The following is a 25495-nucleotide window of genomic DNA, read 5'->3' as shown; positions in this document are numbered from 1 at the left end:
ATCCAGGCCCATTGAAGCTTGATAGTTTTCTATCAAAGCGCTTGCGGGGCCCGTCATGAACAACACTAAACGCCCAACCATCGCCACGGTCGCCGAGCACGCTCGGCTGAGTGTCGCCACTGTGGACCGGGTGCTCAACGCCAGGGCTCCGGTCAGCCCGGCTACCGCCGAGCAAGTCTTCCAGGCCGCCGAAGCGGTCGGTTATTTCGCCGCCCGGCTGATCGGTCAGCGGATCCGCGAACGGCGTCCCAGCTATCGTTTCGGCATCCTGCTGCTCGGTACTGCCCAGGCGTTCTATGCCAACGTTGCCGCCGCCATCACCGAGGCAGCGCAGCGTCACGCCGGCGCCAACCTGAGCTGCCAATTCGAATACGTTTTCGATCGCACACCCGGCGCCATCATTGCCCAGATCGAACAACTGGCGGTGCAGTGCGATGGCCTGGCGGTGGTCAGCTTCGCTCACCCGCTGATCAATGCTGCCATCGCTCAGATCAGAGCAGCGGGCGTACCGGTGATCGCCCTGCTGTCCGACATCCATGAGGCAGCGGATGAGCCTTACGTCGGCCAGGATAATCATGAGGTCGGGCGCACCATGGGCTGGCTGATGGCTCACACGTGTGGCGCACGCAAAGGCAGCATCGGGGTCTTGCTCGGCGGTCACCGTTTTCTCGGCCATCAGGCTCGGGTGGAGGGGCTGCGCAGTTACCTGGCGGAACGTGCACCCGGATTGCGGCTGCTTGAAGCGGTGATCAATCTGGACAACTGCGACATCACCGAAGAGGCGACGCTGGAACTCGTCGCGCGCCATGACGACTTGCGGGGTTTGTGCGTGGTCGGCGGGGGCGGCGACGGCATCATCAGTGCCCTGTCGCAGTTACCGAAGCGACCGAACCTCTGCTGCATCCTGCAGGAGTCGACCAAGTTGTCGCGGCAAGCCCTGGATCAGGGCTTGATCAGCCTGGTCATCGATTCCCAACCGCGATTGCTGGCGGCAGCGCTGGTCGACTTGCTGGTCGAACTGCAGACCACGCCGGACTTCGATCCAGTCCGGCATCGGGTCCATATTCCGTTGCAGATCATGACCTCAGAAAACGCTCGAGGCTGACGGTGTGAGCGGCCTCGTCACAGGCTGGGGTCCGAACGAAAAACCTCGGCATTCAGGCCGAACCGATTCATCTTGTTGTACAACCCGCCACGAGAAACATTCAGCAGTTTGGCGGCCAGGCGAATGTTGCCGCGGGTATCCTTCAGGGCCGCAATGATCGCATTCATTTCATGGGCACCAAGGTCCAGTGCGGCCCGGATTTCGGGCAAACTTCCCGGCGCCGACGGCCGCTGCCTTTGCTTGATTTCAAGCGGTAGATCACCCGGCTGGATCAGTTCGGTCACCGCCAGGTTGGTCGCCCGTTCGATGGTGTTTTCCAGCTCGCGAACATTACCCGGCCAGTGGTAGGCCGACAGAATTTCCAGCGCCTCTGGCGAGAGGCCTTGCACCGATTTGCGCAGTGAGCGCGCGCACCGGCTGAGAAAATATCGCGCCAGAAACGGCACATCATCCCGGCGCATCCGTAGCGGTGGAACCGTCAGGCTCAGAACGTTGAGCCGGTAGTAAAGATCCTCGCGGAATGCACCCTCGGCCACCGCCTGACTCAAGTTGCGGTGGGTGGCCGCGATGATGCGCACGTTCACCTGCTGCGACTTTTTCGCGCCCACGCGTGTCACCTCGCCTTCCTGCAAGACGCGCAGCAGGCTGACCTGGGCATCAAACGACATGTCACCGATTTCGTCGAGGAAGATCGTTCCGCCATCGGCCAATTCGAACTTCCCGGCAGAGCCGCCGCGGGCCGATCCGGTGAAGGCACCTTCAACATGCCCAAACAGCTCGCTCTGCACCAGATCTCGAGGAATAGCCCCGCAATTGACGGCCACGAAAGGACCGCTGCAACGGTCACTGGCGTTGTGGATCGCCTGGGCGAACAACTCCTTGCCAGTGCCACTTTCGCCCAGGATCAGTGTGGTCGAGTCACTACGACTGGCGATCCGTCCCAAGTGCAACGCATCCTGAATGGCTCGCGAACTGCCCTGAATGGTTTCGAAGGTGTAGCTGGCCTGAGTGCCGATGATCCTCCGGGTAATTTCCCGGATGCGTCGGTTCTCACGCAGCGAGACGATGCGCCCGCCCTGCTCCAGTGAACACACGGACACCAGGCACGCCAAGTGGCTGCGATCATGCAATTCAAAGGTGCAATCCAGATCTCTTATCCCTTCATACTGCTGCCCTTCCCCGCCGCGCAGCAGAATCTCATTGGTCAGCTCGCTCCGACCCAGACGCTGGAACGGACTACCCAGCAAATCCAGGCCCACGCGAAACAATTGCCGGGCATAGCGATTGAGCGCCTTGATGCAGCCGCGCTCATCCAGCACCACCAGTCCTTCGTTCAGCACTTCAAGCACGGTTTGTTGTTCTTCCAGCAAGGCCTGCAGCGCCATCTGCCGCGAAACCGCTTCAGCTGCGGCCTGGACGGTGCCGAGGGTATGAAAATGAAACCAGCCGGGCTCTGCGGTCAGGGTCAGCATGGCCAGTGTCCGGCCCTGGGCATCCCGGATCGGCGCGGCGGCACAATGCATGCGCCGCCGACGCAGGTCCACGCCGAAGTTTTCTTCGGCCAGCACATACACCAATCGGTCTTCGGCAAGCGCCAACCCCGTGCAGTTGGTGCCCTGCACCGACTCCAGCAGCCGGCTGCCCACCGGGGTGAGGTCCAGGCCGCAGAAATACAGCGTCGTCCCTTCGGCATCGGTCAAATTGATATGGCCTCGGGGGTTGTAAGCGAGCAACCCTCGCATGACCTCCGCCGCCGCGGTGATCAGCACACGATTGGCCGCCAGCGTTGCGGCCAGGACACCAGGGGTGACAAAACGGTATTGACCATCATCGGGATCGAGGCCGGCACTGACGCTGCGCAACCAGGAGTCCCAAATAATCTGCCTGACCCCGGCAGGTCGATCGATGCGACCATTCAGACACGCCAGCCAGGCTTGCTCCAGCTCAGCGATGGGTCCTTCGCTCAACGACGCCGGACCGAGCGCCGTAATGTAATCGAGGTCTTGCACGCTGAAGGCCATTGGCTGTGGGATCACCATTTGCTCCTATGTTCATATTTTCGACATGTCAGTATAGACATGTCATCAGAATGAACACGTATTTCAAAAATAGATTAGCAACTCCTTAAATATCAATGACTTAAATATTGGCACAGCCCTTGCTCTTGGCTTTGTACCAGCGAGGGCATTCCTGCTGTCGAGTCATTGAACAACAATAAAAGGGAGTCATTTCATGAGTACATCCAAGATCATCCGCCTCGGCCTCATCGGTGCTGGCCGCATGGGCAGCTTTCACGGCCTGACGGCCGCCCGGCACATTCCCGGTGCCTGCCTGGCGGCCATCGCCGACCCGACACCTGGCCAGGCCGCTCGCCTCGCCGCAGAGTTGGGTGTAGAGCAAATCTACACCGATCCACAGCAACTGCTCGATGACCCGGAAATCGACGGCGTGTTGATCGCTGCCCCGGCCCGCAGCCATGCCGAATTGGTGATCAGTGCGGCCCGCGCCGGCAAAGGCGTGTTTTGTGAAAAACCCATGGCCATCACCCTGGACGAAGCCGACCGCGCCATCGCCGCCGCTGCCGACGCACGAGTAACGCTGCAGGTCGGCTTCAACCGCCGCTTTGCCAAAAGCTTCCGCACAGCCCACCTGGATGTGGTCGCCGGCCGGATCGGTACGCCGCAACTGCTGCGCTCGCTGACTCGCGACCCGGCGCTGAACAATCCGGCCGCCTCGCCGCAGTGGGTGATTTTCCTCGAAACCCTGATTCATGACTTCGATACCCTGCGCTACCTCAATCCCGGTGCCGAAGCGGTTGAGGTTTTTGTCATGGCCGATGCCCTGATCGCCCCGGACTTCAAGGACAAGGGCTTCCTCGACACCGCCGTGGTCACGATCCGTTTCGACAACGGCGCCATCGCCACCGCCGAGGCGAATTTCCAGGCGGTGTATGGCTACGACGTTCGGGGCGAAGTGTTCGGCAGCGCCGGCATGCTGAGCATGGGCAGCGTCAATGACTCTGACCTGGTTCGCTACCTGGCCAATGGCATCCAGGCCGACACCCTGCGCCTGGACACCGACCTGCTGCGTGACGCCTATGTGGCCGAGCTCAACCACTTTGTAGACTGCCTGCGCAACGGCGAAAAACCGCTCGCCAGCGGTGAAGATGCCCGCGCGGCACTGGCCATTGCCCGGGCGTGTATCGAGTCCTTCCAGCAAGGCAAAGCGGTGCGCGTGCAAGGAGCCCGTCCATGAGTTTCACTCCGTTCAAACTGGCGATCAGTGCCGAAATGGTGTTCCTCGACCTGCCGTTCACCGAACGGGTCAAACGCATTCACGAACTGGGCTTCAGCGCCGAAATCTGGAGCTGGACGACCAAAGACATTCCCGCCCTGGTCGCCACCGGCGCTGATTTCACTTCCATGACGGGTTACATCTCGGGCAACCTGACCGATCCCGAAGACATCCAGCACCTGCTCGACAGCGCGCGGGAATCGCTGGCCGTTGCCACCCAGCTGAATTGCCCGAGCCTCAATCTGCATGGCACGGGCCTGGGCGATAAAGGTTTACCAGTAAAACCCGTGGCTCATACCACCGGACGCATGTGGTTGAGCGCCTGCAAGACCCTGGAAAAAATCGCTCGCCTGGGCGAAGACGCCGGCCGGGTGTTTCTTCTGGAAAACCTCAATACCGAGGTGGACCACCCCGGCACGCCGTTCGCTCGCGCCGACGATACCCTGGCGTTGATCGATGCTGTGGGCAGCCCTCATCTGAAGATGAACCTGGACCTTTACCATGCGCAGATTGGCGAGGGGAACCTGATCGAACTGATCCAGCGCGCCGGCAGCGCCATCGGTGAAATCCAGGTCGCTGACGTCCCCGGGCGCATGGAACCGGGCACCGGCGAAATCCATTACCCTGCCATTGCCAAAGCCTTGTTCAGTATGGGATACACCGGTGTCGTCGGGCTTGAGGGCTGGGCCAGCGGCGACAGCGAAGCGGCACTCGAACGTTTCCGGCAAGCGTTCACGCTGGATTGAGGAGCCTTCGGCGCGCTTGGACGTTGACTCTACGCGCGCCAGCAACCCTCCCCCTTGATCTCGATGAATGTCGACTTATAACAACAAAAGGAAAACCACCATGCGTCGCTGCACACTACTTTTTGCCACGCTGCTACTCGTCTTCAGCCAATGGGCCGCCGCCAACTATCGCGTCGGTGTCAGCATCGCCAGGGTCGACGACAACTTCATGACTTATGTGCGCAGCGGCCTGGAGGAAGCCGCCAAAAAGGACAACATCCAGATTCAGTTCGAAGACGCCCAAGGCGATGTGGTTCGCCAGCTCAATCAGGTCCAGGGCTTTCTCAACCAGAAAGTCGATGCGGTCATCGTCTTGCCCGTGGACACCGCCGCCACCGCCAACATGACCCGAGCCGCCGTCGAAGCGCAGACGCCACTGGTCTACGTCAACCGCCACCCGGACGAACGCGTCTTGCCCAAAGGCGTTGTCACCGTGGCGTCGAACGACATTGAGGCCGGGCAACTGCAAATGCGCTACCTGGCCGAAAAACTGGGGGGCAAAGGCACCCTCGCGATCATCATGGGTGACCTGGCGCAAAACTCCACGCACGACCGCACCGAAGGCGTCAAACAGGTGCTCAAGGACTATCCCGGGATCAAGATTGTCGAACAACAAAGCGCCGAATGGCAGCGCAACAAAGGCATGGACCTGACCAGCAACTGGCTGCTGGCCGGCACGAGTTTTGATGCCATCGTCGCCAACAATGACGAGATGGCCATCGGCGCTGCCATGGCACTGCAGCAGGCCGGCAAAACCAAGGGCGAGATTGCGATTGTCGGCATCGACGGCCTGCCCGACGGCCTGGCAGCGATCAAGCGCGGGATGCTGGTTGCTTCAGTCTTTCAAGACCCCAAGGCCCAAGCGGCCACCGCGCTGCAAGCGGCCATCAAAATGATCAAGGGTGAACCGGTCGAGGCGGATGTCTGGGTGCCCTTTCAGTTGATCACACCGGAGCAGGTTGCCGTGTATGAGAAACACTATAAATAGCGTCCAACGCTAACCAATGACGCCGCTGTTCCAGTCAGGAATCAGCGGCGTTTTTCGTTGAATGAACAGCGTTGTGCGAAATCCCGATAAAAGCGTGATGAAAGTCCCCCCCTCCCAAACTTACTCGTATATTTCTCCCTGAATTCGCCACTGTTATACGGCCTGCCCTATGGTAAAGTAAAAAAGCCGTCACTACAACGCCCTCCCTATTTCTGGCGCTGACCATCACCCTCACTAGGAAGAGAGCTTTCCCAAACGCCCCGTTTCATAACGGGAGTCGAGGTCAACCGTTGTACGTTGGCCAGGGTCGAAAGGCTCTCATCGCATGGCTGTTGGAAGGCTGGGAAATCCTGAGTGCTGACGCGCGGCAGGTAGCCCATCCCCCCGAATAACCTCTGGGCATCGACCACATGCGGGATCTCAACGAACGCCGTCTCGACAGCCTCGATAGCTAACCTGTCTCCCTCATGATGCGTGGCAAACACCGTGGCTAAAAAGTCAGGCCGAGTGCGCCTGGGGCCTGTTGCATCCCCCGTGGTGAGGATGCGCAGCGCCTGGCAGGCAGTGCCAAAGCGTTAGAAGCAGCGGGCGCATTCGCTATCCTGATCGAGAGAGTGCTGGGCAAATCGATTGGCTGGCAATGGGGATGAGTTTCGCGTTCAAACGATCAGTGTATGCGGGAGAACAGATCACCTGCCACTGACTCATCGCAGACATCGATGAACGCGGTCACACAAAAAGCCGGAGTCAGAATGCTCAACGCAGTGGGAATCACAGTGCTGAAGGCGACTACGACTGGAGTGCTACCCGGATCTGAGGAACGTGAGTGCCTCAAACAGATGATCGCTGGCGGAGATCCTGCCAACGGTGCTGCCGGATCCCCTGGTTGATAGCCTGGGATCGATGGCATGCCGTTGATAGGTTTATTTCAATGCGTGATGGGGGTATGGGGAAGCGAGAGCCAGAACAGGCCCTCGCTGTTTGCAGTCAAATTCAGCGCTTGAGTTTGCGCTTGTTACGGTATTGGTCGATGACCACTGCGACCACGATGATCAGGCCCTTGATGATGTCCTGGATGTAAGCATCGACCCCGACGAAAGTGAACCCGCTGGCCATCACCCCAAGGATCAGTGCACCGATGACCGTGCCGGTGATGCGCCCTACTCCGCCCGCCAAACTGGTACCACCGATGACCGCGGCGGCAATCGCATCCAGTTCATAGGACATGCCCATCCCGGCCTGGCCGGTGGCGGCACGGGCCGAAGCCACCACGCCCGCCAGCCCCGCCAGCAACCCGGCGATGCTGTAGACGATGACCAGATGGCGTTTGACGTTGATACCGGACGTACGCGCCGCCTGCATGTTGCCGCCGATGGCGTAGGTGTATTTACCGTACTTGGTGTAGCGCAACGCGATGTGGAAGATCACCGCCACCACCAGGAAAATGATCACCGGCATCGCGCCGTGACCGATGGCCGTGTAGGAATCCGATAGCATGCTCACCGGCTGGCCTTCGGTGTAGTACCGCGCCAGGCCACGGGCCGAGACCATCATGCCCAAGGTGGCAATGAACGGTGGAATCCCGGTAATGGCAATGATGCTGCCGTTGATTGCCCCCGCCAGCAGCCCGACACCGAGCCCGACAATCACTGGAATCCACACCGGCAAGTCAGTCAGCGACGGGAACACCGCACGGGCGAAATCCGAGGTCTGCGCCAGGCTGGCGGCAATCATCGCCGACAACGCCAGCACCGAGCCTGAGGACAGGTCAATGCCAGTGGTGATGATCACCTGGGTCACGCCAATCGCCAGCAGGCCGATGATCGACACTTGCAGGATCATCAATACCAGCCGCTGGGAGTTCATCAGGAAGCTCTGGTCGCGCACGATCCAGCCGAACATTTCGAACACCAGGCCGATGCCGATCAGCACCAGGAAGATGCTCAGCTCGGTCGGAAAGCGCCGGCGACTCTTGACCGGTGCCGTTGCTGGCTTGTTTTCCAGTATCGCGTTCATAACCACTCACCCTTCTATCGCATCGTCGACGCTGGCCGAGCCAGCGCCGGCATCCATTAGTGAACCGCGGACATGCCCGAGGCCAGTTGCATCACTCGCTCCTGAGTCGCTTCGCTGCGCTCGAGAGTGCCCATCAGGTCGCCCTCGTGCATGACCATGACCCGATCGCTCATGCCGAGCACTTCCGGCAGTTCCGAGGAAATCATGATCACCGCCATGCCTTCGCTGGCGAGGTAGGAAATAAGCCGGTAGATCTCGACCTTGGCGCCGACATCGATGCCGCGGGTCGGCTCGTCGAGAATCAGGATTCGTGGATTGGTCATCAACCAGCGCGCCAGCAAGGCTTTCTGCTGATTTCCGCCGGACAGCGTGTCGATGCATTGCTCCAGCGACGGGGTTTTCACCCGCAGCTTCTTGCACATGTCTTCGCACAAGGCGCGCAGGGCTTTTTGCTGGATGAAACCGTGGCCGGCGAAGTGCGGCAGCACCGCCATTTCCATGTTCTCCAGCACCGACAGACACGGGAACAGGCCGCTGAGTTTGCGATCCTCGGTCAACAGGGCGAAGCCCTTCTCGATGGCCATGTGCGGGTCGGTAATGCGCACCACTTCACCATCTAGGCGAATCTCGCCACCGTCGCTCGGGGTGATACCAAAGATCGCCTCGGCGACGTTGGTCCGCCCCGAGCCCATCAACCCGGCAATGCCGAGAATCTCGCCAGCATGCAGATCGAAGGACACGTCCTTGAAAATGCCATCGAGCTTGAGGTCGCGTACCGACAGCAACAGATCGCCGATCGGCTTCTCGCGCACCGGGAACAACTGGCTAAGCTCGCGGCCGACCATCATTGAAATCAGGCTGTCACCGTCCATGCTGTCGGCGCGTTGCAAGCCGATGTAGGCGCCGTCACGGAACACCGCTACTTCATCGGCGATACTGAACACTTCATTCATTTTGTGGGTGATATAGATGATGCCTTTGCCCTGGCTCTTGAGGTCGGCAATGATCGAAAACAGATGGGCGACCTCCTTGTCGGTGATGGCCGAGGTCGGTTCGTCCATGATCAGAATGTCGGAATCGTAGGACACTGCCTTGGCGATCTCGACCATCTGCCGTTCAGCGATACTCAGATTGCCTACCTGTTCTTCCGGATCAAGGTTGATGCGCAGGCGCTCCAAAAGCTTCGCCGTACAGCGATGCATTTCCCGGTGGTCGATCATGTGGAAACCATTGAGCTGCTCACGGCCGATCCAGATGTTCTCGGCGATGCTCATGTGCGGCATCAGGTTGAGCTCCTGATGGATCATCGCGATCCCGGCCTGCAGCGCCGCCAGGGGTGTTTCGAAGACCACCGGCTTGCCCCGCAGGCGCAGTTCGCCGGCGTCCGGCTGGTAGATACCGGCGATGATTTTCATCAAGGTGGATTTGCCCGCGCCGTTCTCGCCCATCAGGGCCAACACGGAACCGGGGCGTACCCGCAGCTGTACGTCGGACAAGGCCACCACCCCGGGGAAACCCTTGCTGACGTTGACGATTTCCAACAGGTACGGCTCATCGACAGGCGTTACAGTTGGCTGGACACCCATCAATGGGGTGCTCGAAGCAGTCGCTGAAGCGAACATGATCAGGTACTCCATCAGCAAGGTCGCGGTTGCCACCTTGCGTGTTTATTGTTGTTATTGAACGGACGGACTATTTGAACTGGTCAACGTTTTGCAGCGTGATCAAGCGATACGGCACCCATACGGCCGGCTCGACCGGCTCGTTTTTGGCCATTTTCACTGCGGTCTCGATCGAACCGTCTGCCTGCCCCTTGGCGTCCTGGAACACAGAGACGACCAGAGACCCCTTCTTCACGGCGTTCAAACCGTCAGGCGTACCGTCGACACCGGCGATCAGAATACTGCCCTTTTCCACTCCGGCCTGTTGCAGGGCCATCGCGGCGCCGATGGCCATCTCGTCGTTGTTGGAGACGACCGCATCGAACTTGCGGCCCTGGGTCAGCCAGTCGTTAACCAGGGTCATGCCCTTGTCCCTCAACCAGATGCCGGTTTGCTCTTGCTCGATCTTGATGTTGGGGTACTTGGCCAACACCTCTTTGACGCCCTTGGTACGGTTGGTGGTGGAGTTGTTCGCCAGGTCGCCCAGCAGAATCACGATGTCACCCTTGCCGCCCATTTTGTCGGCCAGGTATTGCATCTGCATCTGCCCCGCCTCCAGGTCGTTGGAGGCGACAGTGACCACGCCTTTGGGCAGGTTCAGGTCATCGGGACGACGGTTGACGTACACCAGCGGAATGCCGGCCTTGACCGCCGATTCAGTGATTTTTTTGGTCGCGGCGGTATCCACCGGGTTGACCACAATGGCGTCGACCTTCTGACTGATGAAGCTTTCCACCTGGCTCAACTGCCGGACCACGTCGCTGCGCGCGTCTTCGAACTGCAGCTTGACGCCGTCTGGATAGGATTTGGCTTTTGTGTCCATGGATTCGCGCAGGTAGGTCAGCCAGGTGTCATCGAACTGCGACATGCTGACGCCGATCTTCATGTCAGCGAGTGCAGCGCCGCTGGCGAACATCAGGGACAAGGCGAGTGAGGCGAAACGGATCTTGGTCTTCATGAAAAGTCTTTCTCCACATTCTTGTTGGTTTTATGGATAAGGCGTGACGATTTCAGTAAGCGGACAAGCGGGAAAAGAGTTGGAACCGGGTGCGAGGCAGCTCGCTGGAAATGACTTTATTGGAAAATATTTTCTATATCAACTCATTTTAGAATTTTATTCCAATTTTACTCAATGACGCTCGAAGGGGCTCAATTGCACCACCTGATGGCGCTCGGCACTCAGCCGCGCAGCGTCTAGCACACGGGTGGTCGCCAGTGCATCACGGGCGTCAACAGGCATTGGGCCACCGCTCTGCAATGCGGCTTGTAGTTGTAAATAGAACTGATTCCAGCAACCGCGCTCGGAGGAAACCCTTTCGCGCACTTCGCCCTGTTCGAACCAGCCCCAGCGGCGATGCTCCTCCACGCCCCAGCGTTCACCTTCGGATTTCGGCGTGAGCCCGGCGAGCGCCGACGCCTCCTGCCCGTCCAGGCCATCGACGCTGTAGCAACCCTGGGTTCCGCTCACGCGAAAGCGCGGGCCGGGGGTGTTTTGCAGGCAACTGCCGCCCAGGTGCGAGGTCACGCCGTTGGCGTGGACCAGGGACATAAAGAAGCCGTTGTCGAAGACCTGGCCTTTTTCGACGTAATCCAGTTCGGCGTAAACCCGAGTGACGGGGCCGAACAGCAGCAGCGCCTGATCCACCAGATGGCTACCCAGATCGCGCAGGAAACCGCCGCCACTGCCGTTGTTCACCGACGATGGCCAATAGCGTTCGATTCGCGATTCGAAGCGGGTGACCTGGCCCAGCGCACCGGACTCGATGAGTTTGCGCACGGTGAGAAAGTCCGAGTCCCAGCGCCGGTTCTGGTAGACGCTCAGTTGCACACCCTGGCGCTCGGCCATGGTGATCAGGGTTTGCGCCTGTTGCGCATCGGCGGCGAACGGCTTGTCGCTGACCACCGCCACCCCGTGTTCGATGGCGTCGAGCACCAGCGCCGGGCGGCCTTTGAGCGGTGTGGACACCACCAGCACATCGACCCCGATTTCGACCAGTTGACCGATGCTGTCGAAGGCCGGCACACCGGGGTGTTCTGCCGCCAGCAACTGGCGCCGCTCCGTTGAACGGGTAACCACACCGACGAAGGTTGCACCCGGCAAACTGCTGATCAGTGGAGCATGGAAAAAACGGCCGCCATGGCCGTATCCCACAAGTCCGATGCGCATGAAAACATTCTCCTTATAGTTAGTTACCGGATGTACACGGCCCCTGTGGTAGCGGGCTCGCTCCCACAGGTTTTTGTGTATGCCGGTCATTGGCAGAGTTCGCGGGTCACGCGTTCGAGCATCATCCGGTTGGACTCGTCTGGCCGGTCCTCCCAGGCGAACACCGAGACGGTGGCAATGCCGTCGAACTTGATTTCGCGCAAGGTGCCGAAGAACGCTTCCCAGTCGACCTCGCCCTGGCCGATGTCCAGGTGCTGGTGCACGGTGGCGGTCACGCCCGGCGGGTTGACGATGTAGCGCAGGCCCGACGACGCCTTGTGGTTGTAGGTGTCGGCGATGATCAGGTGGCTTAGCTTTGAGCCGGCGTACTTGAGCATCGAGGCGATGTCACCTTTGCCGTCGTCGTAGAAGAAGGTGTGCGGCGCGGCATAGAGGTAGTTGATCCAGTCGCGATCCAGCCCGCGAATGATGTCCACCGACTCGTTGTTGCGCTCGCAGAAATCATAGGGGTGCGCCTGTATATCGAGCTTGATGCCCTCACGCTCAAACTCCGGGATCAACTCGTCCATGGAGCGCATGAACTGGTTCTCGCAGACCAGCGGATTATCCGATTGCCCGGTGAACTCGGTGTTGACCAGTTCGCAGTCCATCTCCACGGCAATCTGGATCGCGCGCTTCCAGTTGCGCACCGCGGCCACGCGCAAACCTTCGTCGGCAGCGGCCCAGTGGTACATCGGTAATAAAGAAGAGAGTTTGACCCCGGTGTCGCTCAGGGCTTTGCGAAATTCCTTGATCCGCGCCTTGTCGACCCGTGGGGCCTTGTAGAACGGCAGGAAATCTTCCCGGGGCGACAGCTCGATGTGTTCGTAGCCGAGCTCGGCGACCTTGTCGACCATCTTGCCCAGAGGCAGGTTGCGGTACATGTAGGGGTCTAGTGCGATGCGCATGATTTTGTTCTCCCGTTAGAGGGACTCAGCCCTCACACCAACCCTGTGGGAGCGAGCTTGCTCGCGATAGCGGAGGGTCAACCAACATTGATGTTGAATGTGCCGCCATCATCGCGAGCAAGCTCGCTCCCACATGGGTTAATAGTTAGCTGTAGAAGTGTGGGCGCTCTGGCAGGCCGACTTTGACAATCGCCCCGCTGTTCTGCGCCTCGATGCACGCATCCGCCGCCACCGCCGCGGCGAAGCCATCCCACGCCGAAGGACCGCCAACCTGCCCGGCGCGCACGCCATCGATGAACGCCTGCAACTCAACGTCATACGCCGCGATGAACCGATCCTTCCAGTCCATCAGAATCGCGTTGGACAGCTTCGCCCCGCTACGCAGTTGAACCTGGGACGGTTCCGGCAGTTTGGCGATGCCAGTCTCCCCTACCACTTCGCACTGGATGTCGTAGCCGTACTGGCAATTGACGAAGACTTCCACGTCGATGCGCGTGCCCTTGGCGGTTTCCAGCAACACGATCTGCGGGTCTTTCAAATGGGCGTGGGCCTTGCTGGTCTTGCGCGGGAACACCACCTGTACCGACACGTAGTCGTCATCGAGCAACCAGCGCAGCACATCCAACTCATGGATCAAGGTATCGGTGATCGCCATGTCGGTCTTGTAGTTCTCGCCCACAGTCGGGTTGCGGTGGGCGCAATGCAGCATCAACGGCTCGCCGATCTGGCCGCTGTCGATCACTGATTTCAGCGCCCGATAACCCTCGTCGTACGGACGCATGAAACCGACCTGCACCAGCCGCTTGCCATGAGCCACTTCGGCCTCGACGATCTTGCGGCAGCCTTCGGCAGTGACTGCCAGAGGCTTTTCACAGAACACGGGTTTGCCGGCGGCAATCGCCGCCAGCACGAACTCTTCGTGGCTCGGGCCCCAGGAAGTGACGAGGATCGCCTCGACTTCCGGCGCCTTGATCAGCGCATGGCCGTCGGGATAAACCTCGGCGGTCAGCTTCAAATCGGAAACGACCTTGGCCGCTTGCTGCAAATTGATGTCGGTAACCGCGACGACCTGGCTGTTGAGCAAGGTCTGGCTGCAACGACGGATGTGGTCCTGGCCGATGGCCCCGGTGCCGATGACGCCAATCTTTAAAGACATGAAAACTCTCCTGTGAAGACTTGTTGTTGGTTTCAGGGGCAATCAGTACTGACGGGCCTTGGCCAGTCGTTCGTTCAGGGTCTTGGCTACCGCATCGGTACGGGCACTGGTGGAAACCTGCGCCACACCGACTCGCCACCACGACAGGTATTTGTGAATCATGGTCTTGGGCAAAACCTTGATATCGATCAGCGTCGAAACTGTCTGCAAGCGCGCATCCGCCAGTGCAGCTTTCAGTTCTTCAACGGTGTTCACTTTGTAAGTCTTGCAGCCATAGGCCGCCGCGCTCATGGCGAAATCCACCGGCACGAAGCCGCCATCGAGCTTGCCGGTTTCCGGGTTACGGAAGCGGAACTCGGTGCCGAAGCTGTCCATGCCGTGTTCCATCTGCAGGTTGTTGATGCAGCCGAAGGTCATGTTGTCCAGCAGCACCACGTTGATCTTGCGCTGCTCCTGGATCGAGGTCGCCAGTTCCGAGTGCAGCATCATGTAGGAGCCGTCGCCCACCAGCGCATAGACCTCACGGTCCGGTTCGGCGAGTTTCACACCCAACGCAGCGTTGACCTCGTAACCCATGCAGGAATAGCCGTACTCGACGTGGTAGGTGTTCACGCCCTTGCTGCGCCAGCTGCGCTGCAAGTCGCCAGGCAGGCTGCCGGCGGCGGCGACGATCACTGCGTCGTCCGCCAGGGTTTCATTGAGTACGCCGAGCACGCGGCTCTGGGTCAGGCAGGAACCGGTCAGTTCAATGAATTCGCGCAGGACGGCCGGGTCCATGTGGTCGTTGATTTCCGGTACGAAATCCTTTGCCTGATATTCCACCTGATAGATGCGATCGACTTCTTCATCCAGTTGCGCCTTGGCCTGACGGGGTTGATCGCCCCAACTGGAGCGATAGTCGCCCAGGGCATCAGCCAAGGCGTTCAAGCCGGTTTTGGCGTCCGCCAGCAGTTGCACCCCGTCGAGTTTCAGAGCGTCGCAGGGGCTGATATTAAGATTGAGGAACTGAACCTCGGGGTGTTTGAACAAGGATTTCGAAGCGGTGGTGAAATCGCTGTAACGGGTGCCGATACCGATGATCAGATCAGCGTCCCTGGCCAGCAGGTTCGCCGCCAGGCAACCGGTTTCACCGATGCCACCGACGTTCAGCGGATGGCTCGACACCAGCGCACTCTTGCCCGCCTGGGTTTCGGCGAAGGGAATATCGAAGCGCTCGGCAAACGCTTGCAACGCGCTATTGGCGCCAGAGTACTTGACCCCGCCACCGCAAATAATCAGCGGTTTGCGCTTGCCTTTGAACAGCGCCAGCGTATCACCCAGCATGGCTTCGGTAGCCGGACGACGCTCGATACGGTGTACACGTTTTTGCAGGAAGTAATCGGGATAGTCGTACGCCTCGGCTTGCACGTCCTGCGGCAAGGCAAGAGTCACGGCGCCGGTTTCGGCCGGATCGGTGAGCACGCGCATGGCGTGGATCGCCGCCGTCATCAGTTGCTCGGGACGGTTGATGCGGTCCCAGTATTTGCTGACAGCCTTGAATGCATCGTTGGTGCTGATGCTCAGGTCGTGGAACTGCTCGATCTGTTGCAACACCGGGTCGGGCTGGCGGCAGGCATAGACATCACCGGGCAACAGCAGCAATGGAATGCGGTTGGCTGTCGCGGTGGCGGCAGCGGTCAGCATGTTCGCCGCACCCGGCCCCACGGATGAAGTACAGGCGTAGATCTTGCGCCGCAGGTGTTGTTTGGCGAAACCGATAGCCGCGTGGGCCATGCCTTGCTCATTGCGGCCCTGATGGACGATCAGGTCACAGCTGTCTTGCTCCAGGGCCTGCCCGAGACCCAGCACGTTGCCGTGGCCGAAGATGGTAAAGATCCCGGCGACGAATTTGCTCTGAACCCCATCGACCTCGATGTACTGGTTATCGAGGAATTTCACCAGGGCCTGGGCCATGGTCAGTCTTGTTGTGGTCATGCTTGCACCTTCCTTTGAAGCTAAATCCGGTATGTGCTGTGAACACTGATCATTGTGGGAGCGGGCTTGCTCGCGATGGCGGACTGGCAGCCAGCATCAATGTTGAATGTGCAGGCCCCATCGCGAGCAAGCTCGCTCCCACAAGGGTTCTCCAATCAATTCGATAACTGTCTCAGGCCAGAGTTTTTTGCAGGTGATCCATGCTCGCGCCGATCGCCCGCTCGATATCCGCCAGCCCATGCACGCTGTCGGCGAACGGTTCGAACGACAGGTAGCCGCTGTAGCCGGTAGCGAGCAAGGTGTCGATCTGCGCCGCATTGCCGAGAATGTCGCCTTCACCCACCAGCATTCGGTGACCATCGCGAATGGTCGCCAGTGGTGCTTCGGCATCCTCGACCCCGGAGATGTGTACCAGCCCGGTCAGCTCGGGGAAAAATTCATGTTCACTGGCCAGGTGATGGTGGAAGGTGTCATGCACCAGACGGAACACATCCAGCCCGCCGATGGTCTTGATCGCGTCCACCGCCGTGCGTTTACGTCGAAGCGAGCACTCTTCGAAACCCAGCGGCTCGATGAAACCGAAAATGCCATAATCGCGCAGGATCGGTGCCAGCTGGCTCAACGCCGTGCGCAGGCCTGACGCGCGCTCGGCCTCGTTGCGCGGATCGGCACGGTCGTTCAACGGGCACATGACCAAACCCTGTGCGCCACAATCACGGGCATAAGCGGCAAGCTTGCGGGCCTGCTCCCGGCGCTCGTCATTCCACACATCAAACGGATACAGCGCGTTGATCGACAGCACGGTGATGCCTTTGGCTGCACACAACTCGCGCACACGCTCGGGCGCGGTGCCATCCTCGATCTCGACGCCTTTGAGGTCGTTGCGGATCTCGATGGCGTCCGCCTTCAGGGTCACCGCCAGTTCGATGAACGCGGGTAGGGACAAACGTGGGGCGACCATACGGTTCAAGGCGAAACGCAGGGGTTTGCTCATTATTGTTGTTCTCCGTACAGGTGAATTATTTGGCGGTTGGCATGCTGAATTCAGGGCCCTTGGCGATACTATCGGGCCAGCGCTGCATCACGCTTTTGTAGCGGCTGTAGAAGCGGATGCCTTCTTCGCCGTATGCGTGGTGATCACCGAACAGCGAGCGCTTCCAGCCGCCGAACGAGTGCCAGGCCATAGGCACCGGAATCGGTACGTTGATACCGACCATGCCCACCTTGATGCTGCGGGCAAACGAGCGAGCAATGCCGCCATCGCTGGTAAAGCAGGACACGCCGTTGCCGAATTCATGGGCGTTGATCAGGGCCACGGCGCTGGCAAAGTCCGGCACGCGAACGATGCCCAGCACCGGGCCGAAGATTTCCTGCTGATAAATGCTCATCTCGGTCGTGACGTTATCGAACAGCGTCGCGCCGACGAAGAAGCCATTCTCGGCGCCCGGCACCTTGAAGTGGCGACCGTCGACGATCAGCTGTGCACCCTGGGCCACGCCCTGATCGATGAAGCCTTCAACCTTGGCCTTGTGTTCGGCAGTGACCAGCGGCCCCATGTCGGTGTCACCCTGCAGGCCATTGCCGACTTTCAATTGATCGATACGCGGCAGCAGTTTGGCGATCAACCGGTCGCCGACATCGCCGACTGCGACGGCAATCGAGATCGCCATGCAGCGTTCGCCCGCCGAGCCGTAAGCGGCGCCAATCAAGGCATCCGCCGCTTGATCCAGGTCCGCATCGGGCATGACGATCATGTGGTTCTTCGCCCCGCCCAGCGCCTGCACCCGCTTGCCGCGTGAAGTGGCTTGCTGGTGGATGTATTCAGCAATCGGCGTCGAACCGACAAACGAAATCGCCTCGATGTCCGGGTGTTGCAGCAAGGCGTCGACCGCCGTCTTGTCACCCTGGACCACGTTGAACACACCGTCCGGCAAGCCGGCTTCGGTGAGCAGGCGGGCCATCAGCAAACTGGCGGACGGATCACGTTCGGAGGGTTTGAGGATGAAGCAGTTACCGGTAACCAGCGCCAACGGAATCATCCACAGCGGCACCATCACCGGGAAGTTGAACGGCGTGACCCCGGCGCAGACGCCCAGTGGCTGGCGCAGGTTCCAGTTGTCGATGCCACCGCCGATGTTGTCGCTGAATTCGGTTTTCAACAGGTTCGGCGCACCGCAGGCGTATTCGACGATTTCGATGCCACGGGTGACTTCCCCCTTGGCGTCGGAAAACACCTTGCCGTGTTCGCGGCTGATGATTTCTGCCAGTTCATCGTGATGGCGGTCGAGCAATTCCTTGAACTTGAACATCACCCGCGAACGGCGCAGGGATGATTGCTCGGACCAGGCTGGAAAGGCCTTGAGGGCCGATGCGACTGCCTCGTCCACGGTGTTCTCGCTAGCTAGCCCGACCCGTGCCTGCACGCTGCCGGTGGCCGGGTTGAAGACATTGCTGAACCGCTCACTGCCGGTGTCTTGCACCTGACCGTCTATGTAATGGCCGATTACCTGGGCGTCGCTCATCGTTATTGTTCTCCGTGCAGATAGTGGAATTCAGACGTTGGAATTCAGAGATCCAGCAGCCAGCTGTGCTGCGGATCGTTATGGAACTGCCAGACGCGTTTCGGGCCGGCCATCACGTTCAGGTAATACGACTCGTAGCCGTACGGCACACTGACCGGGTGATAACCCTTGGGCACGACCACCAGGTCGCTGTTTTCCACGGCCATGGCCTGATCGATGCTGCGATCGTCGGTGTACACCCGCTGGAACACGAAGCCCTGGGGCGGGTTGATCTGGTGGTAATAGGTTTCTTCGAGAAAGCTCTGGTGCGGCAGGTCGTCGGTGTCGTGCTTGTGCGGTGGATAGCTCGAGGAGTGTCCGGACGGCGTGCGCACTTCGACCACCAGCAGTGAATGGGCGGGCTCGGTGTCCGGCAGGATGTCGCAGACGTAACGGGTGTTGGCGCCCTTGCCGCGCACGCTGCGCTTCATCATGTCGGGCTTGATCAGGCGTGGGCCGAGGGTTTCGCTGGTCGAACCAGGCGCAGCGCACACAGCGATTTGCACATCACTCAGGGCGACCACCTGGGCTTGACTGCCGGGTGGCAAGTACGCGGCGAACGGAGACTTGTCTTCGAACACCGACTGCCGATCGCCGATGTTGTCCCAGTCGAACGCGCCCTGCCCCGGCGCTTCGCCCTTGATGCTGACCCGGCCGCTGAGCAGCACCAGGCACAGTTCTTTATCATCCGCCGAGACCGGCAAGGTTTCGCCCAGGCTCAAGCGGTAAGCAGCGAAGCCGACGTATTCCAGCTCACCGTTGCCCAACTCGACCATGGTGCGGCCGCGGGCGTTGCTTTTGACCAGCAGGCTCATGACGCGATCCTCTCGTCGAGCAACGCACGCAAGGTGTCGTAGCCTTTTTTCGCGTAGACATAACTTGGCGCCACCGCCGGGTCTTGCTCGGCTTCGACCACCAGCCAGCCGTGGTATTCGGCGGCCAGCAGCACATCGAGCAATGAGCCGAAGTCGATATCACCATCGCCGGGCACGGTGAAGGTGCCGTTGATGATGCAGTCCGGGAAGCTCCACAGGTTGTTGCGCGCCAGCTGCACCACCGGTTTGCGCACGTCCTTGAAATGCACATGGCAGATGCGTTCGATGTGTTTGCGCAGCACCTGCAAGGGTTCGCCGCCGCCCATGTAGCAATGGCCCGAATCGAACAGCAGGCCGACTTCGCTGCCGGTCAGGGCCATCAACTTGTCGATGTCCGCCGGGGATTCGACGTAAGCGCCCATGTGGTGGTGATAGGCCAGGCGCACGCCCTGGGACAGGGTGAAGCGCGCCAGTTCGGTGAGCTTGTCGGCGTACTCCTGCCAGGCCTGTTCGGTGTGGAAGCGCGGGCGTTCGACCAGAGGAATGTGCCGGCCCTGGATGGAGTCCGCGACCTCGCCATAGACCAGCACCTTGGCGCCGTTCTTCGCCAGCAGCTCGACATGGCTGCCGATGGCGTCGATTTCCTCGGCCACGGAACGCCGTGCCAGACGGCTGGAATACCAGCCGGACACCAACGCCAGGGCATAGGGCCGCAACACGTCGCCGACGCCTTTGGCGTCCTTGGGGAATTTGCCGTTGAGTTCAAAACCTTCGTAACCGATTTCCTTGCCTTCGCTCAGGGCGGTGCTCAATGGCGTCTCGCCACCGAGGGACGGCAGGTCGTCGTTGCTCCAGGAGATCGGGTTGATGCCAATACGGATAGCGGGCATGGCTGCACCTATTATTGTTTTACACACATCAGTAAGAACGACACGGAACCCTGTGGGAGCGGGCTTGCCCGCGATAGCGGTGTATCAGGCGCCTTTAATGTTGACTGTCAGTCAGCTATCGCGAGCCGGCTCGCTCCCACAGGTATTGCGGTGTTTCGTCAGGCGCGGGACGCACGCCAGGCATCGATCAATTCGACAAAGGTGCCTTGCACTTGGCGAATCAGCACCTCATCGTCGATTTCCCCGGCCAACCACGCACGGCTCGGCTCCTGGAAAATCGTCCGGCCCACGGCGAACCCGCGGCAGGTCCGGCTCTGGCTGGCCTGTTGAAAGCCTTCGGCCAACGCTGATGCCGGGGCATTCAAGCCCAGCAGCACCACACCTCGGCAGTACGGATCGCGTTCCTGGATCAGTTCGTCGAGTTGCTGCCACTCTTCGGCGCTTTGCGCTTCGATCTTCCACCACGCCGGGTAGATGCCCAGGTTGTAGAGGCGTTTGAGGGCGCGATACAGCACGTCCGGGTGGGCCGAGGGGTGATCCTTGGGCGGGATGATCTCCAGCAGCAGTTCATGACCGCTGACCTGGGACGCCTGATACAAACCCTTGATCTGCGCTTCCTGTTCCAGACGCAGCAGAGGCTCGTCGTCGGGATGAAATTGCACCAGGCACTTGATGATCTGCTCTTGCGGCCAGGCGATCAGGTTGCTGCCGATGGAGCGACCGTGTTCGAAGGCCAATGGCCTCGAACCCTGGACTTCCACCGGCCGCGCCACCCACCAGCCGCGACCGGTGGCGGCGTTCAGTGAGTCCTGGCCGAAACGTTGATCGGCCAGCAGCCCGACATCGGCGTCGATGCCTTGCTCACGCAAATCGGCTTCGACCCGCTCCACGGCCTGGATAAAAAGTTGCTTGAGTTCGCAGATGGCATTGAGGTCACGGCCGCCCTTTTGCGCCAGTTCCACCAGTTGCCAACGATGGTCGAAGGCAAAGATGAACAGTTGCTTCCACTGTTTGCGCGGCACGCTGACCTGATGCAGGCGCTGCAACACCGCGTCCTGGTCCGGACGGGTAATCGGCACCGGGCTGTTGAACAGGTAATCCAGTTCGACGCGGGTCGGCATCGCCGGGGCGCAGGCATGGCGCGACACCACCAGGCCGCCACAGGCGTTGGCCAACTGGCAGCAGCGCTCATCGCTGGCGTCCTCCAGCCAACCACTGAGGAAGCCCGACATGAAGGCATCGCCGGCCCCCAGCACGTTAAGCACTTCCACACGCACGCCGGGATAAATCGCACCGTCTTCAAGACGGGTCGGGATCTCTCCATGAATCACCGTGCAGCCTTGCGGACCGAGCTTGACCACCAGGGTCGCCGCGCTCAGGCGCCGGACATTGCGCAGCGCAGTGAGCAAATCCTCGGCACCGCCGGCAATCAGGAATTCTTCTTCAGTGCCGACGATCAGGTCGAAACGCGGAAGGATTTTCTGCACATGCTGGCTGACGTTCTGGTCGGCGACGAAACGGGTCTCACCGTCCGCCTTGCCGGCCAAACCCCAGAGCACCGGGCGGTAGTCGATGTCCAGCACCCGTTTGACGTTGTGCTTTTGTGCATAGTCCAGGGCCTGGATGCTCGACTTGTACACACCGTCGGTGGAGAAATGCGTGCCGGTGATCAGCAAGGCTTTGCTGGAGGCGATAAAGGCTTCGCTGATGTCTTCGGCGCGCAGTGCCATGTCGGCGCAGTTCTCGCGATAGAAGACCAAAGGAAAGGTTTCGCGGTCCTTGAGACCCAGCAGGACCATGGCGGTCAAGCGCTCCGGATCGACCTTGATGCCACTGACATCGCAGCCTTCACGGGTCAGGGACTCAACGAGGAAGCGCCCCATATGGTCGTCCCCTACCCGGCTCAGCATCGCCGACTTGAGCCCCAACCGCGCGGTGCCGAAGGCGATGTTGGCGGACGAGCCGCCGAGGTACTTGGCAAAGCTGCTTACATCCTCCAGACGCGCCCCGACTTGCTGCGCATAGAGGTCGACGCCTAGGCGCCCCAGGCAAATCAGATCCAATTGACGCCCACTGGCAAAACGAGTCTGGCCCATGCTGGCTCCTGTTATTTTTATCAGCCTGCGTTCGGGGCGATGGCCGTACCGAACACTCTTGGTGGATGCAGACTAAAACGACCGGGACCGAACAATCAATAATTATTCCAAATATTTTTTACGTGGAATATTTTTTCCAATAAGCTTTGGCACAAGCGTTCCAGAAGCAGTGCATCGTTTCAGCAAGCTTCACACGGCTGCAAGCTCAAGATTTTATTCGGGCCTACCCTGTAGACTGCGCACAGCCAACCTATTGTCAGGGGACGAGGTGAAAAATCGTCCCTATAAGAACAAGCCAGAAGGATTTCCTCATGTCCCGCACCGATCAGCCGGCTACGACCGAGAGCACGCCCGACAGCGATCTCACCAGCCCCCCGATCAATGCCGAGCGTCTGCTGCAGCTGATCACCGATGAATACGAAAGCCTGCCGCGCCAGCTCAAACGCATCGCCAGCTACATGAGCCAGCAGAGCGACCGGATCATGGTCGACCGCATCAGCGACATCGCTCGCGAGTGCGAAGTGCACCCGTCGGCCATCGTGCGGTTTTCCCAGCGTTTCGGCTTCAGCGGCTTCAGCGAAATGCAGGCGCTGTTTCGCGAGGCGTATACCCACAAGACCACGCCGGTGCAGAACTACCAGCAGCGCATTCGCAGCATGATCGCCAACAAGTCACAGAAGGCCAGCGGCGGCGACCTGGCGCGCGAATGCATCAACGCCACCCTGTCGGGCATCGAACGGCTGGGGCTGGAACTCGATGATCAGGCCTTCGACAAGGCCGTGGATCTGGTGGTCAACGCTGACAACATCTACGTGGTCGGGGTACGCCGCTCGTTCGCGGTGGCTGATTACCTGGTCTACAACCTGCAACACACCAACAAGCGCATCCACCTGGTATCGGGGCTCGGCGGCAGTTACCGCGAGCAGATGCGCAGCGTGCGCGCCAATGACCTGGTGATCGCCATCAGCTTCACGCCGTACGGCAAGGAAACCCAGCACTGCCTGCGCATCGCCCAGCATCATCAGGCGAAAACCCTGATCATCACCGACAGTAACCTTTCGCCTTTGGCCAAGCGCGCCAACACCGTGCTGCTGGTCAACGAAGGCAGCTCGTTTGCCTTCCGCTCGTTGAGTGCGACCTTGTGCCTGTGTCAGGCGCTGTTTATCGCCGTGGCTTATCGACTGGAATTGAAAGTCGATGAGATTCACGAACAGGTCGGGTTCGAAGACTGACCGAGACACTGGCGTTACGGCGCCGCGCGCAGCGAAGAACTCCCACGTTTGCAGGCGAGCGTTCAACCGCCGCATGTAAATATTTATTCCATAATTGATGAAAAGGAATTTTTATTCTATAAGCGGATTTCCTGAAAACAAAAACCAAAGGATCCTGTCATGCGCGAACTCGGAATCGGACTCATCGGCACGGGTTTCATGGGGCGTGCCCATGCCCTGGCCTTTCGCAACGTCAGCGCAGCATTCGAACTGCCCTTCACGCTTCGCCTCGCCGCCCTGGCCGACGCCGATCCCGTTCGTGCCCAGGCATGCGCCACTGCCTGGGGCTTTGAGCAGGCCTATGGCGACTGGCAGCAATTGATCGACGACCCCAATGTCCACCTGATCGCCATCACCACCCCCAACCACCTGCACTACCCGATGGCCATGGCCGCGCTTGCCGCTGGCAAATCGGTGTACTGCGAAAAACCGCTGGCGGTGAACCTTGAACAGGCCAATGCCATGCACCTGGCGGCCAAGGATGCGGGCGTGGTCACCCGTGTCGGCTACAACTACCAGCACAACCCGATCATCGGCCTGGCGCGGGAGTTGATTCAGAGCGGCAAACTCGGTGAGATCATCAGCTTTCAAGGCGAATTCAGCGAAGACTTCATGGCCGATCCAGCGTCCCCCTGGTCGTGGCGCTGTGAGGCCGAACATGCCGGTGGCGCCCTGGCGGACCTGGGCAGCCACTTGCTGGGTATGGCGCGCTATCTGCTCGGCAATGTCGAAGCGGTATGCGCCGATTCCCAGACCGTGCACCGCCAGCGTCCGGCCACAGCCGGTAGCCAGGAACAACGCACAATTGCCGTCGACGATCAGGCCCATGCGTTACTGCGCTTTGCCAGCGGCGCGCGTGGCACCTTCAGCAGCAGTTGGCTCAAGCACGGCTACAAGAATCACCTGAGTTTCGAGATCAGTGGCACCCAAGGCACCCTGGCATTCGATCAGGAGCGTTTGAATGAGTTACGCCTACACCGCGTCGGCCAGGACGGTTTCCAGCGTTTGCTGGCCGGGCCGAACTTGCCTGGATATGCAGCGTTCAGTCCAGCGCCAGGGCATCAGCTGGGCTACAACGAGTTGAAGACGCTGGAAGTGCATGAGCTGATCATGGCCTTGGCCGGCCACGGACAAGCCGGCACTGATTTCGAGCAAGCCTTGGAAGTGGAGCGGCTGGCGACGGCGATTCGATTGGCGGCACGGGAACAGCGCTGGGTCAATATCAAAGAGGTCTGATCGCCGATGAGGCTGCCGCCAATGGTGGTAGCAGGACGAATGCCGGGCGAAAGTCAGTGGAACCTGTACCTGTTCACAGCTGGCCACGCGCCCATGAAGTCCCAGCGGTGTCGCAGGACGCGAAAAGTGCGCTCGCACCATGGGCCTTTTGGTCTCAACAACGTACCCGCAGTTGTTCTGTATCGATGAATCGCCATCGGTCGATTTATGGGGCAATAGCGCTGTTGCCGTACAACCAGGAATGAACCCAACCACTGGCTGTCAACTTAGTTATCAAACAGGGTCCAAGCCCGTGGGACAAATTCCGACTTAATACATCACAGTCAAGAATCCACCTAGAGCCAGTCGTTTTGTAGGGGTAAAAACGATCAAAAATAAAAAGGGGTCGCGAGAAAAAATCTCGCAACCCCTTGAATTATATGGTCGGGACGGAGTGATTCGAACACTCGACCCCTAGCACCCCATGCTAGTGCGCTACCGGACTGCGCTACGCCCCGACTAGGCGTGAAACCCATCCCTCATCTCGAGGAACG

At 59.9% G+C, this 25495-nt stretch carries 19 protein-coding genes, 1 tRNA gene and 2 pseudogenes; 7 read left to right on the top strand and 15 right to left on the bottom strand.

Annotation, left to right across the window (positions count from 1 at the left end):
* The first annotated feature begins 55 nt into the window (after positions 1 to 55).
* Complete coding sequence (locus AC1Q6Y_RS18080) at positions 56 to 1105, top strand: LacI family DNA-binding transcriptional regulator (RefSeq protein WP_492624920.1); 1050 nt, start codon at positions 56 to 58, stop codon at positions 1103 to 1105.
* Positions 1106 to 1122: 17 nt separating this feature from the next.
* Here the strand turns inward: AC1Q6Y_RS18080 and AC1Q6Y_RS18075 are convergent, their stop codons facing one another.
* On the bottom strand, positions 1123 to 3144 hold the full coding sequence (locus AC1Q6Y_RS18075) for a sigma-54-dependent Fis family transcriptional regulator (RefSeq protein WP_492624919.1): 2022 nt from the start codon (positions 3142 to 3144) through the stop codon (positions 1123 to 1125).
* Between the two features lie 193 nt (positions 3145 to 3337).
* Here AC1Q6Y_RS18075 and AC1Q6Y_RS18070 point away from each other — a divergent pair, with 193 nt between their 5' ends.
* From AC1Q6Y_RS18070 to AC1Q6Y_RS18060, 3 genes are all read left to right on the top strand, one after another.
* The gene (locus AC1Q6Y_RS18070; protein WP_492624918.1) at positions 3338 to 4360 is read left to right on the top strand and encodes a Gfo/Idh/MocA family oxidoreductase; all 1023 of its coding nucleotides are present in this window, start codon (positions 3338 to 3340) and stop codon (positions 4358 to 4360) included.
* Positions 4357 to 5145, top strand: coding sequence for a TIM barrel protein (locus AC1Q6Y_RS18065; protein WP_492624917.1), 789 nt, complete (start codon positions 4357 to 4359; stop codon positions 5143 to 5145). Before AC1Q6Y_RS18070 ends, AC1Q6Y_RS18065 begins: the two co-directional genes overlap by 4 nt.
* Positions 5146 to 5245: 100 nt before the next feature.
* Positions 5246 to 6172, top strand: a complete 927-nt coding sequence (locus AC1Q6Y_RS18060; RefSeq protein WP_492624916.1) for a sugar ABC transporter substrate-binding protein — start codon at positions 5246 to 5248, stop codon at positions 6170 to 6172.
* Positions 6173 to 6378: 206 nt separating this feature from the next.
* Here the strand turns inward: AC1Q6Y_RS18060 and AC1Q6Y_RS18055 are convergent.
* A pseudogene (locus tag AC1Q6Y_RS18055) lies at positions 6379 to 6698 on the bottom strand (Lrp/AsnC ligand binding domain-containing protein); the annotation flags it as partial.
* 7 nt (positions 6699 to 6705) lie between these two features.
* Between AC1Q6Y_RS18055 and AC1Q6Y_RS18050 the strand changes: the two are divergent.
* A pseudogene (locus AC1Q6Y_RS18050) lies at positions 6706 to 6795 on the top strand (3-methyl-2-oxobutanoate hydroxymethyltransferase); the annotation flags it as partial.
* Between the two features lie 370 nt (positions 6796 to 7165).
* Here the strand turns inward: AC1Q6Y_RS18050 and AC1Q6Y_RS18045 are convergent.
* The 12 genes from AC1Q6Y_RS18045 to AC1Q6Y_RS17990 form a co-directional block, all read right to left on the bottom strand.
* A complete protein-coding gene (locus tag AC1Q6Y_RS18045) occupies positions 7166 to 8188 on the bottom strand; it encodes an ABC transporter permease (RefSeq protein WP_057396421.1) in 1023 nt (340 codons plus the stop codon).
* Positions 8189 to 8244: 56 nt separating this feature from the next.
* A complete protein-coding gene (locus AC1Q6Y_RS18040; RefSeq protein WP_492624915.1) occupies positions 8245 to 9810 on the bottom strand; it encodes a sugar ABC transporter ATP-binding protein in 1566 nt (521 codons plus the stop codon).
* A gap of 70 nt (positions 9811 to 9880) precedes the next feature.
* A complete protein-coding gene (locus AC1Q6Y_RS18035) occupies positions 9881 to 10807 on the bottom strand; it encodes a sugar ABC transporter substrate-binding protein (protein WP_007994285.1) in 927 nt (308 codons plus the stop codon).
* A gap of 171 nt (positions 10808 to 10978) precedes the next feature.
* Positions 10979 to 12016, bottom strand: a complete 1038-nt coding sequence (locus AC1Q6Y_RS18030; protein ID WP_492624914.1) for a Gfo/Idh/MocA family protein — start codon at positions 12014 to 12016, stop codon at positions 10979 to 10981.
* A gap of 86 nt (positions 12017 to 12102) precedes the next feature.
* The gene (locus tag AC1Q6Y_RS18025) at positions 12103 to 12963 is read right to left on the bottom strand and encodes a sugar phosphate isomerase/epimerase family protein (protein ID WP_492624913.1); all 861 of its coding nucleotides are present in this window, start codon (positions 12961 to 12963) and stop codon (positions 12103 to 12105) included.
* 145 nt (positions 12964 to 13108) lie between these two features.
* Positions 13109 to 14119: a bifunctional inositol 2-dehydrogenase/D-chiro-inositol 1-dehydrogenase gene (iolG, locus tag AC1Q6Y_RS18020; RefSeq protein WP_492624912.1), complete on the bottom strand. Its 1011-nt coding sequence runs from the start codon at positions 14117 to 14119 to the stop codon at positions 13109 to 13111.
* 42 nt (positions 14120 to 14161) lie between these two features.
* Complete coding sequence (gene iolD, locus AC1Q6Y_RS18015; RefSeq protein WP_492624911.1) at positions 14162 to 16093, bottom strand: 3D-(3,5/4)-trihydroxycyclohexane-1,2-dione acylhydrolase (decyclizing); 1932 nt, start codon at positions 16091 to 16093, stop codon at positions 14162 to 14164.
* 172 nt (positions 16094 to 16265) lie between these two features.
* Positions 16266 to 17087 (bottom strand): TIM barrel protein, encoded by an 822-nt coding sequence (locus AC1Q6Y_RS18010; RefSeq protein WP_492624910.1) that lies wholly within the window; start codon positions 17085 to 17087, stop codon positions 16266 to 16268.
* A gap of 25 nt (positions 17088 to 17112) precedes the next feature.
* On the bottom strand, positions 17113 to 18615 hold the full coding sequence (locus tag AC1Q6Y_RS18005) for a CoA-acylating methylmalonate-semialdehyde dehydrogenase (protein WP_492624909.1): 1503 nt from the start codon (positions 18613 to 18615) through the stop codon (positions 17113 to 17115).
* 44 nt (positions 18616 to 18659) lie between these two features.
* Positions 18660 to 19469 (bottom strand): 5-deoxy-glucuronate isomerase, encoded by an 810-nt coding sequence (gene iolB, locus AC1Q6Y_RS18000; RefSeq protein ID WP_492624908.1) that lies wholly within the window; start codon positions 19467 to 19469, stop codon positions 18660 to 18662.
* Positions 19466 to 20359 carry a myo-inosose-2 dehydratase gene (iolE, locus tag AC1Q6Y_RS17995; protein WP_492624907.1) on the bottom strand — a complete coding sequence of 298 codons (894 nt, stop codon included), beginning with the start codon at positions 20357 to 20359 and terminating at the stop codon, positions 19466 to 19468. Before iolE ends, iolB begins: the two co-directional genes overlap by 4 nt.
* 158 nt (positions 20360 to 20517) lie before the next feature.
* Positions 20518 to 22455 (bottom strand): bifunctional 5-dehydro-2-deoxygluconokinase/5-dehydro-2-deoxyphosphogluconate aldolase, encoded by a 1938-nt coding sequence (locus AC1Q6Y_RS17990; protein WP_492624906.1) that lies wholly within the window; start codon positions 22453 to 22455, stop codon positions 20518 to 20520.
* A gap of 311 nt (positions 22456 to 22766) precedes the next feature.
* On the opposite strand from AC1Q6Y_RS17990, the gene AC1Q6Y_RS17985 reads away from it, so the two are divergent.
* A complete protein-coding gene (locus AC1Q6Y_RS17985; RefSeq protein WP_223448551.1) occupies positions 22767 to 23687 on the top strand; it encodes a MurR/RpiR family transcriptional regulator in 921 nt (306 codons plus the stop codon).
* A 159-nt stretch (positions 23688 to 23846) separates the two neighbouring features.
* Positions 23847 to 24962 (top strand): Gfo/Idh/MocA family protein, encoded by a 1116-nt coding sequence (locus tag AC1Q6Y_RS17980; protein ID WP_492624905.1) that lies wholly within the window; start codon positions 23847 to 23849, stop codon positions 24960 to 24962.
* Positions 24963 to 25382: 420 nt separating this feature from the next.
* Here AC1Q6Y_RS17980 and AC1Q6Y_RS17975 read toward each other — a convergent pair.
* Positions 25383 to 25459, bottom strand: a tRNA-Pro gene (locus AC1Q6Y_RS17975).
* Positions 25460 to 25495: the final 36 nt, after the last annotated feature.

It is taken from the genome of Pseudomonas sp. GW823-FHT06E10 (assembly GCF_058794995.1).
This window is presented reverse-complemented; position numbering and strand designations above follow the sequence as displayed.

What these genes read in the sequence shown, in the direction of transcription:
- AC1Q6Y_RS18080 (WP_492624920.1), top strand. Translation starts at nt 56, where the DNA reads ATGAACAACACTAAACGCCCAACCATCGCCACGGTCGCCGAGCACGCT.
- AC1Q6Y_RS18075 (WP_492624919.1), bottom strand. Translation starts at nt 3,144, where the DNA reads ATGGTGATCCCACAGCCAATGGCCTTCAGCGTGCAAGACCTCGATTAC.
- AC1Q6Y_RS18070 (WP_492624918.1), top strand. Translation starts at nt 3,338, where the DNA reads ATGAGTACATCCAAGATCATCCGCCTCGGCCTCATCGGTGCTGGCCGC.
- AC1Q6Y_RS18065 (WP_492624917.1), top strand. Translation starts at nt 4,357, where the DNA reads ATGAGTTTCACTCCGTTCAAACTGGCGATCAGTGCCGAAATGGTGTTC.
- AC1Q6Y_RS18060 (WP_492624916.1), top strand. Translation starts at nt 5,246, where the DNA reads ATGCGTCGCTGCACACTACTTTTTGCCACGCTGCTACTCGTCTTCAGC.
- AC1Q6Y_RS18045 (WP_057396421.1), bottom strand. Translation starts at nt 8,188, where the DNA reads ATGAACGCGATACTGGAAAACAAGCCAGCAACGGCACCGGTCAAGAGT.
- AC1Q6Y_RS18040 (WP_492624915.1), bottom strand. Translation starts at nt 9,810, where the DNA reads ATGTTCGCTTCAGCGACTGCTTCGAGCACCCCATTGATGGGTGTCCAG.
- AC1Q6Y_RS18035 (WP_007994285.1), bottom strand. Translation starts at nt 10,807, where the DNA reads ATGAAGACCAAGATCCGTTTCGCCTCACTCGCCTTGTCCCTGATGTTC.
- AC1Q6Y_RS18030 (WP_492624914.1), bottom strand. Translation starts at nt 12,016, where the DNA reads ATGCGCATCGGACTTGTGGGATACGGCCATGGCGGCCGTTTTTTCCAT.
- AC1Q6Y_RS18025 (WP_492624913.1), bottom strand. Translation starts at nt 12,963, where the DNA reads ATGCGCATCGCACTAGACCCCTACATGTACCGCAACCTGCCTCTGGGC.
- iolG (WP_492624912.1), bottom strand. Translation starts at nt 14,119, where the DNA reads ATGTCTTTAAAGATTGGCGTCATCGGCACCGGGGCCATCGGCCAGGAC.
- iolD (WP_492624911.1), bottom strand. Translation starts at nt 16,093, where the DNA reads ATGACCACAACAAGACTGACCATGGCCCAGGCCCTGGTGAAATTCCTC.
- AC1Q6Y_RS18010 (WP_492624910.1), bottom strand. Translation starts at nt 17,087, where the DNA reads ATGAGCAAACCCCTGCGTTTCGCCTTGAACCGTATGGTCGCCCCACGT.
- AC1Q6Y_RS18005 (WP_492624909.1), bottom strand. Translation starts at nt 18,615, where the DNA reads ATGAGCGACGCCCAGGTAATCGGCCATTACATAGACGGTCAGGTGCAA.
- iolB (WP_492624908.1), bottom strand. Translation starts at nt 19,469, where the DNA reads ATGAGCCTGCTGGTCAAAAGCAACGCCCGCGGCCGCACCATGGTCGAG.
- iolE (WP_492624907.1), bottom strand. Translation starts at nt 20,359, where the DNA reads ATGCCCGCTATCCGTATTGGCATCAACCCGATCTCCTGGAGCAACGAC.
- AC1Q6Y_RS17990 (WP_492624906.1), bottom strand. Translation starts at nt 22,455, where the DNA reads ATGGGCCAGACTCGTTTTGCCAGTGGGCGTCAATTGGATCTGATTTGC.
- AC1Q6Y_RS17985 (WP_223448551.1), top strand. Translation starts at nt 22,767, where the DNA reads ATGTCCCGCACCGATCAGCCGGCTACGACCGAGAGCACGCCCGACAGC.
- AC1Q6Y_RS17980 (WP_492624905.1), top strand. Translation starts at nt 23,847, where the DNA reads ATGCGCGAACTCGGAATCGGACTCATCGGCACGGGTTTCATGGGGCGT.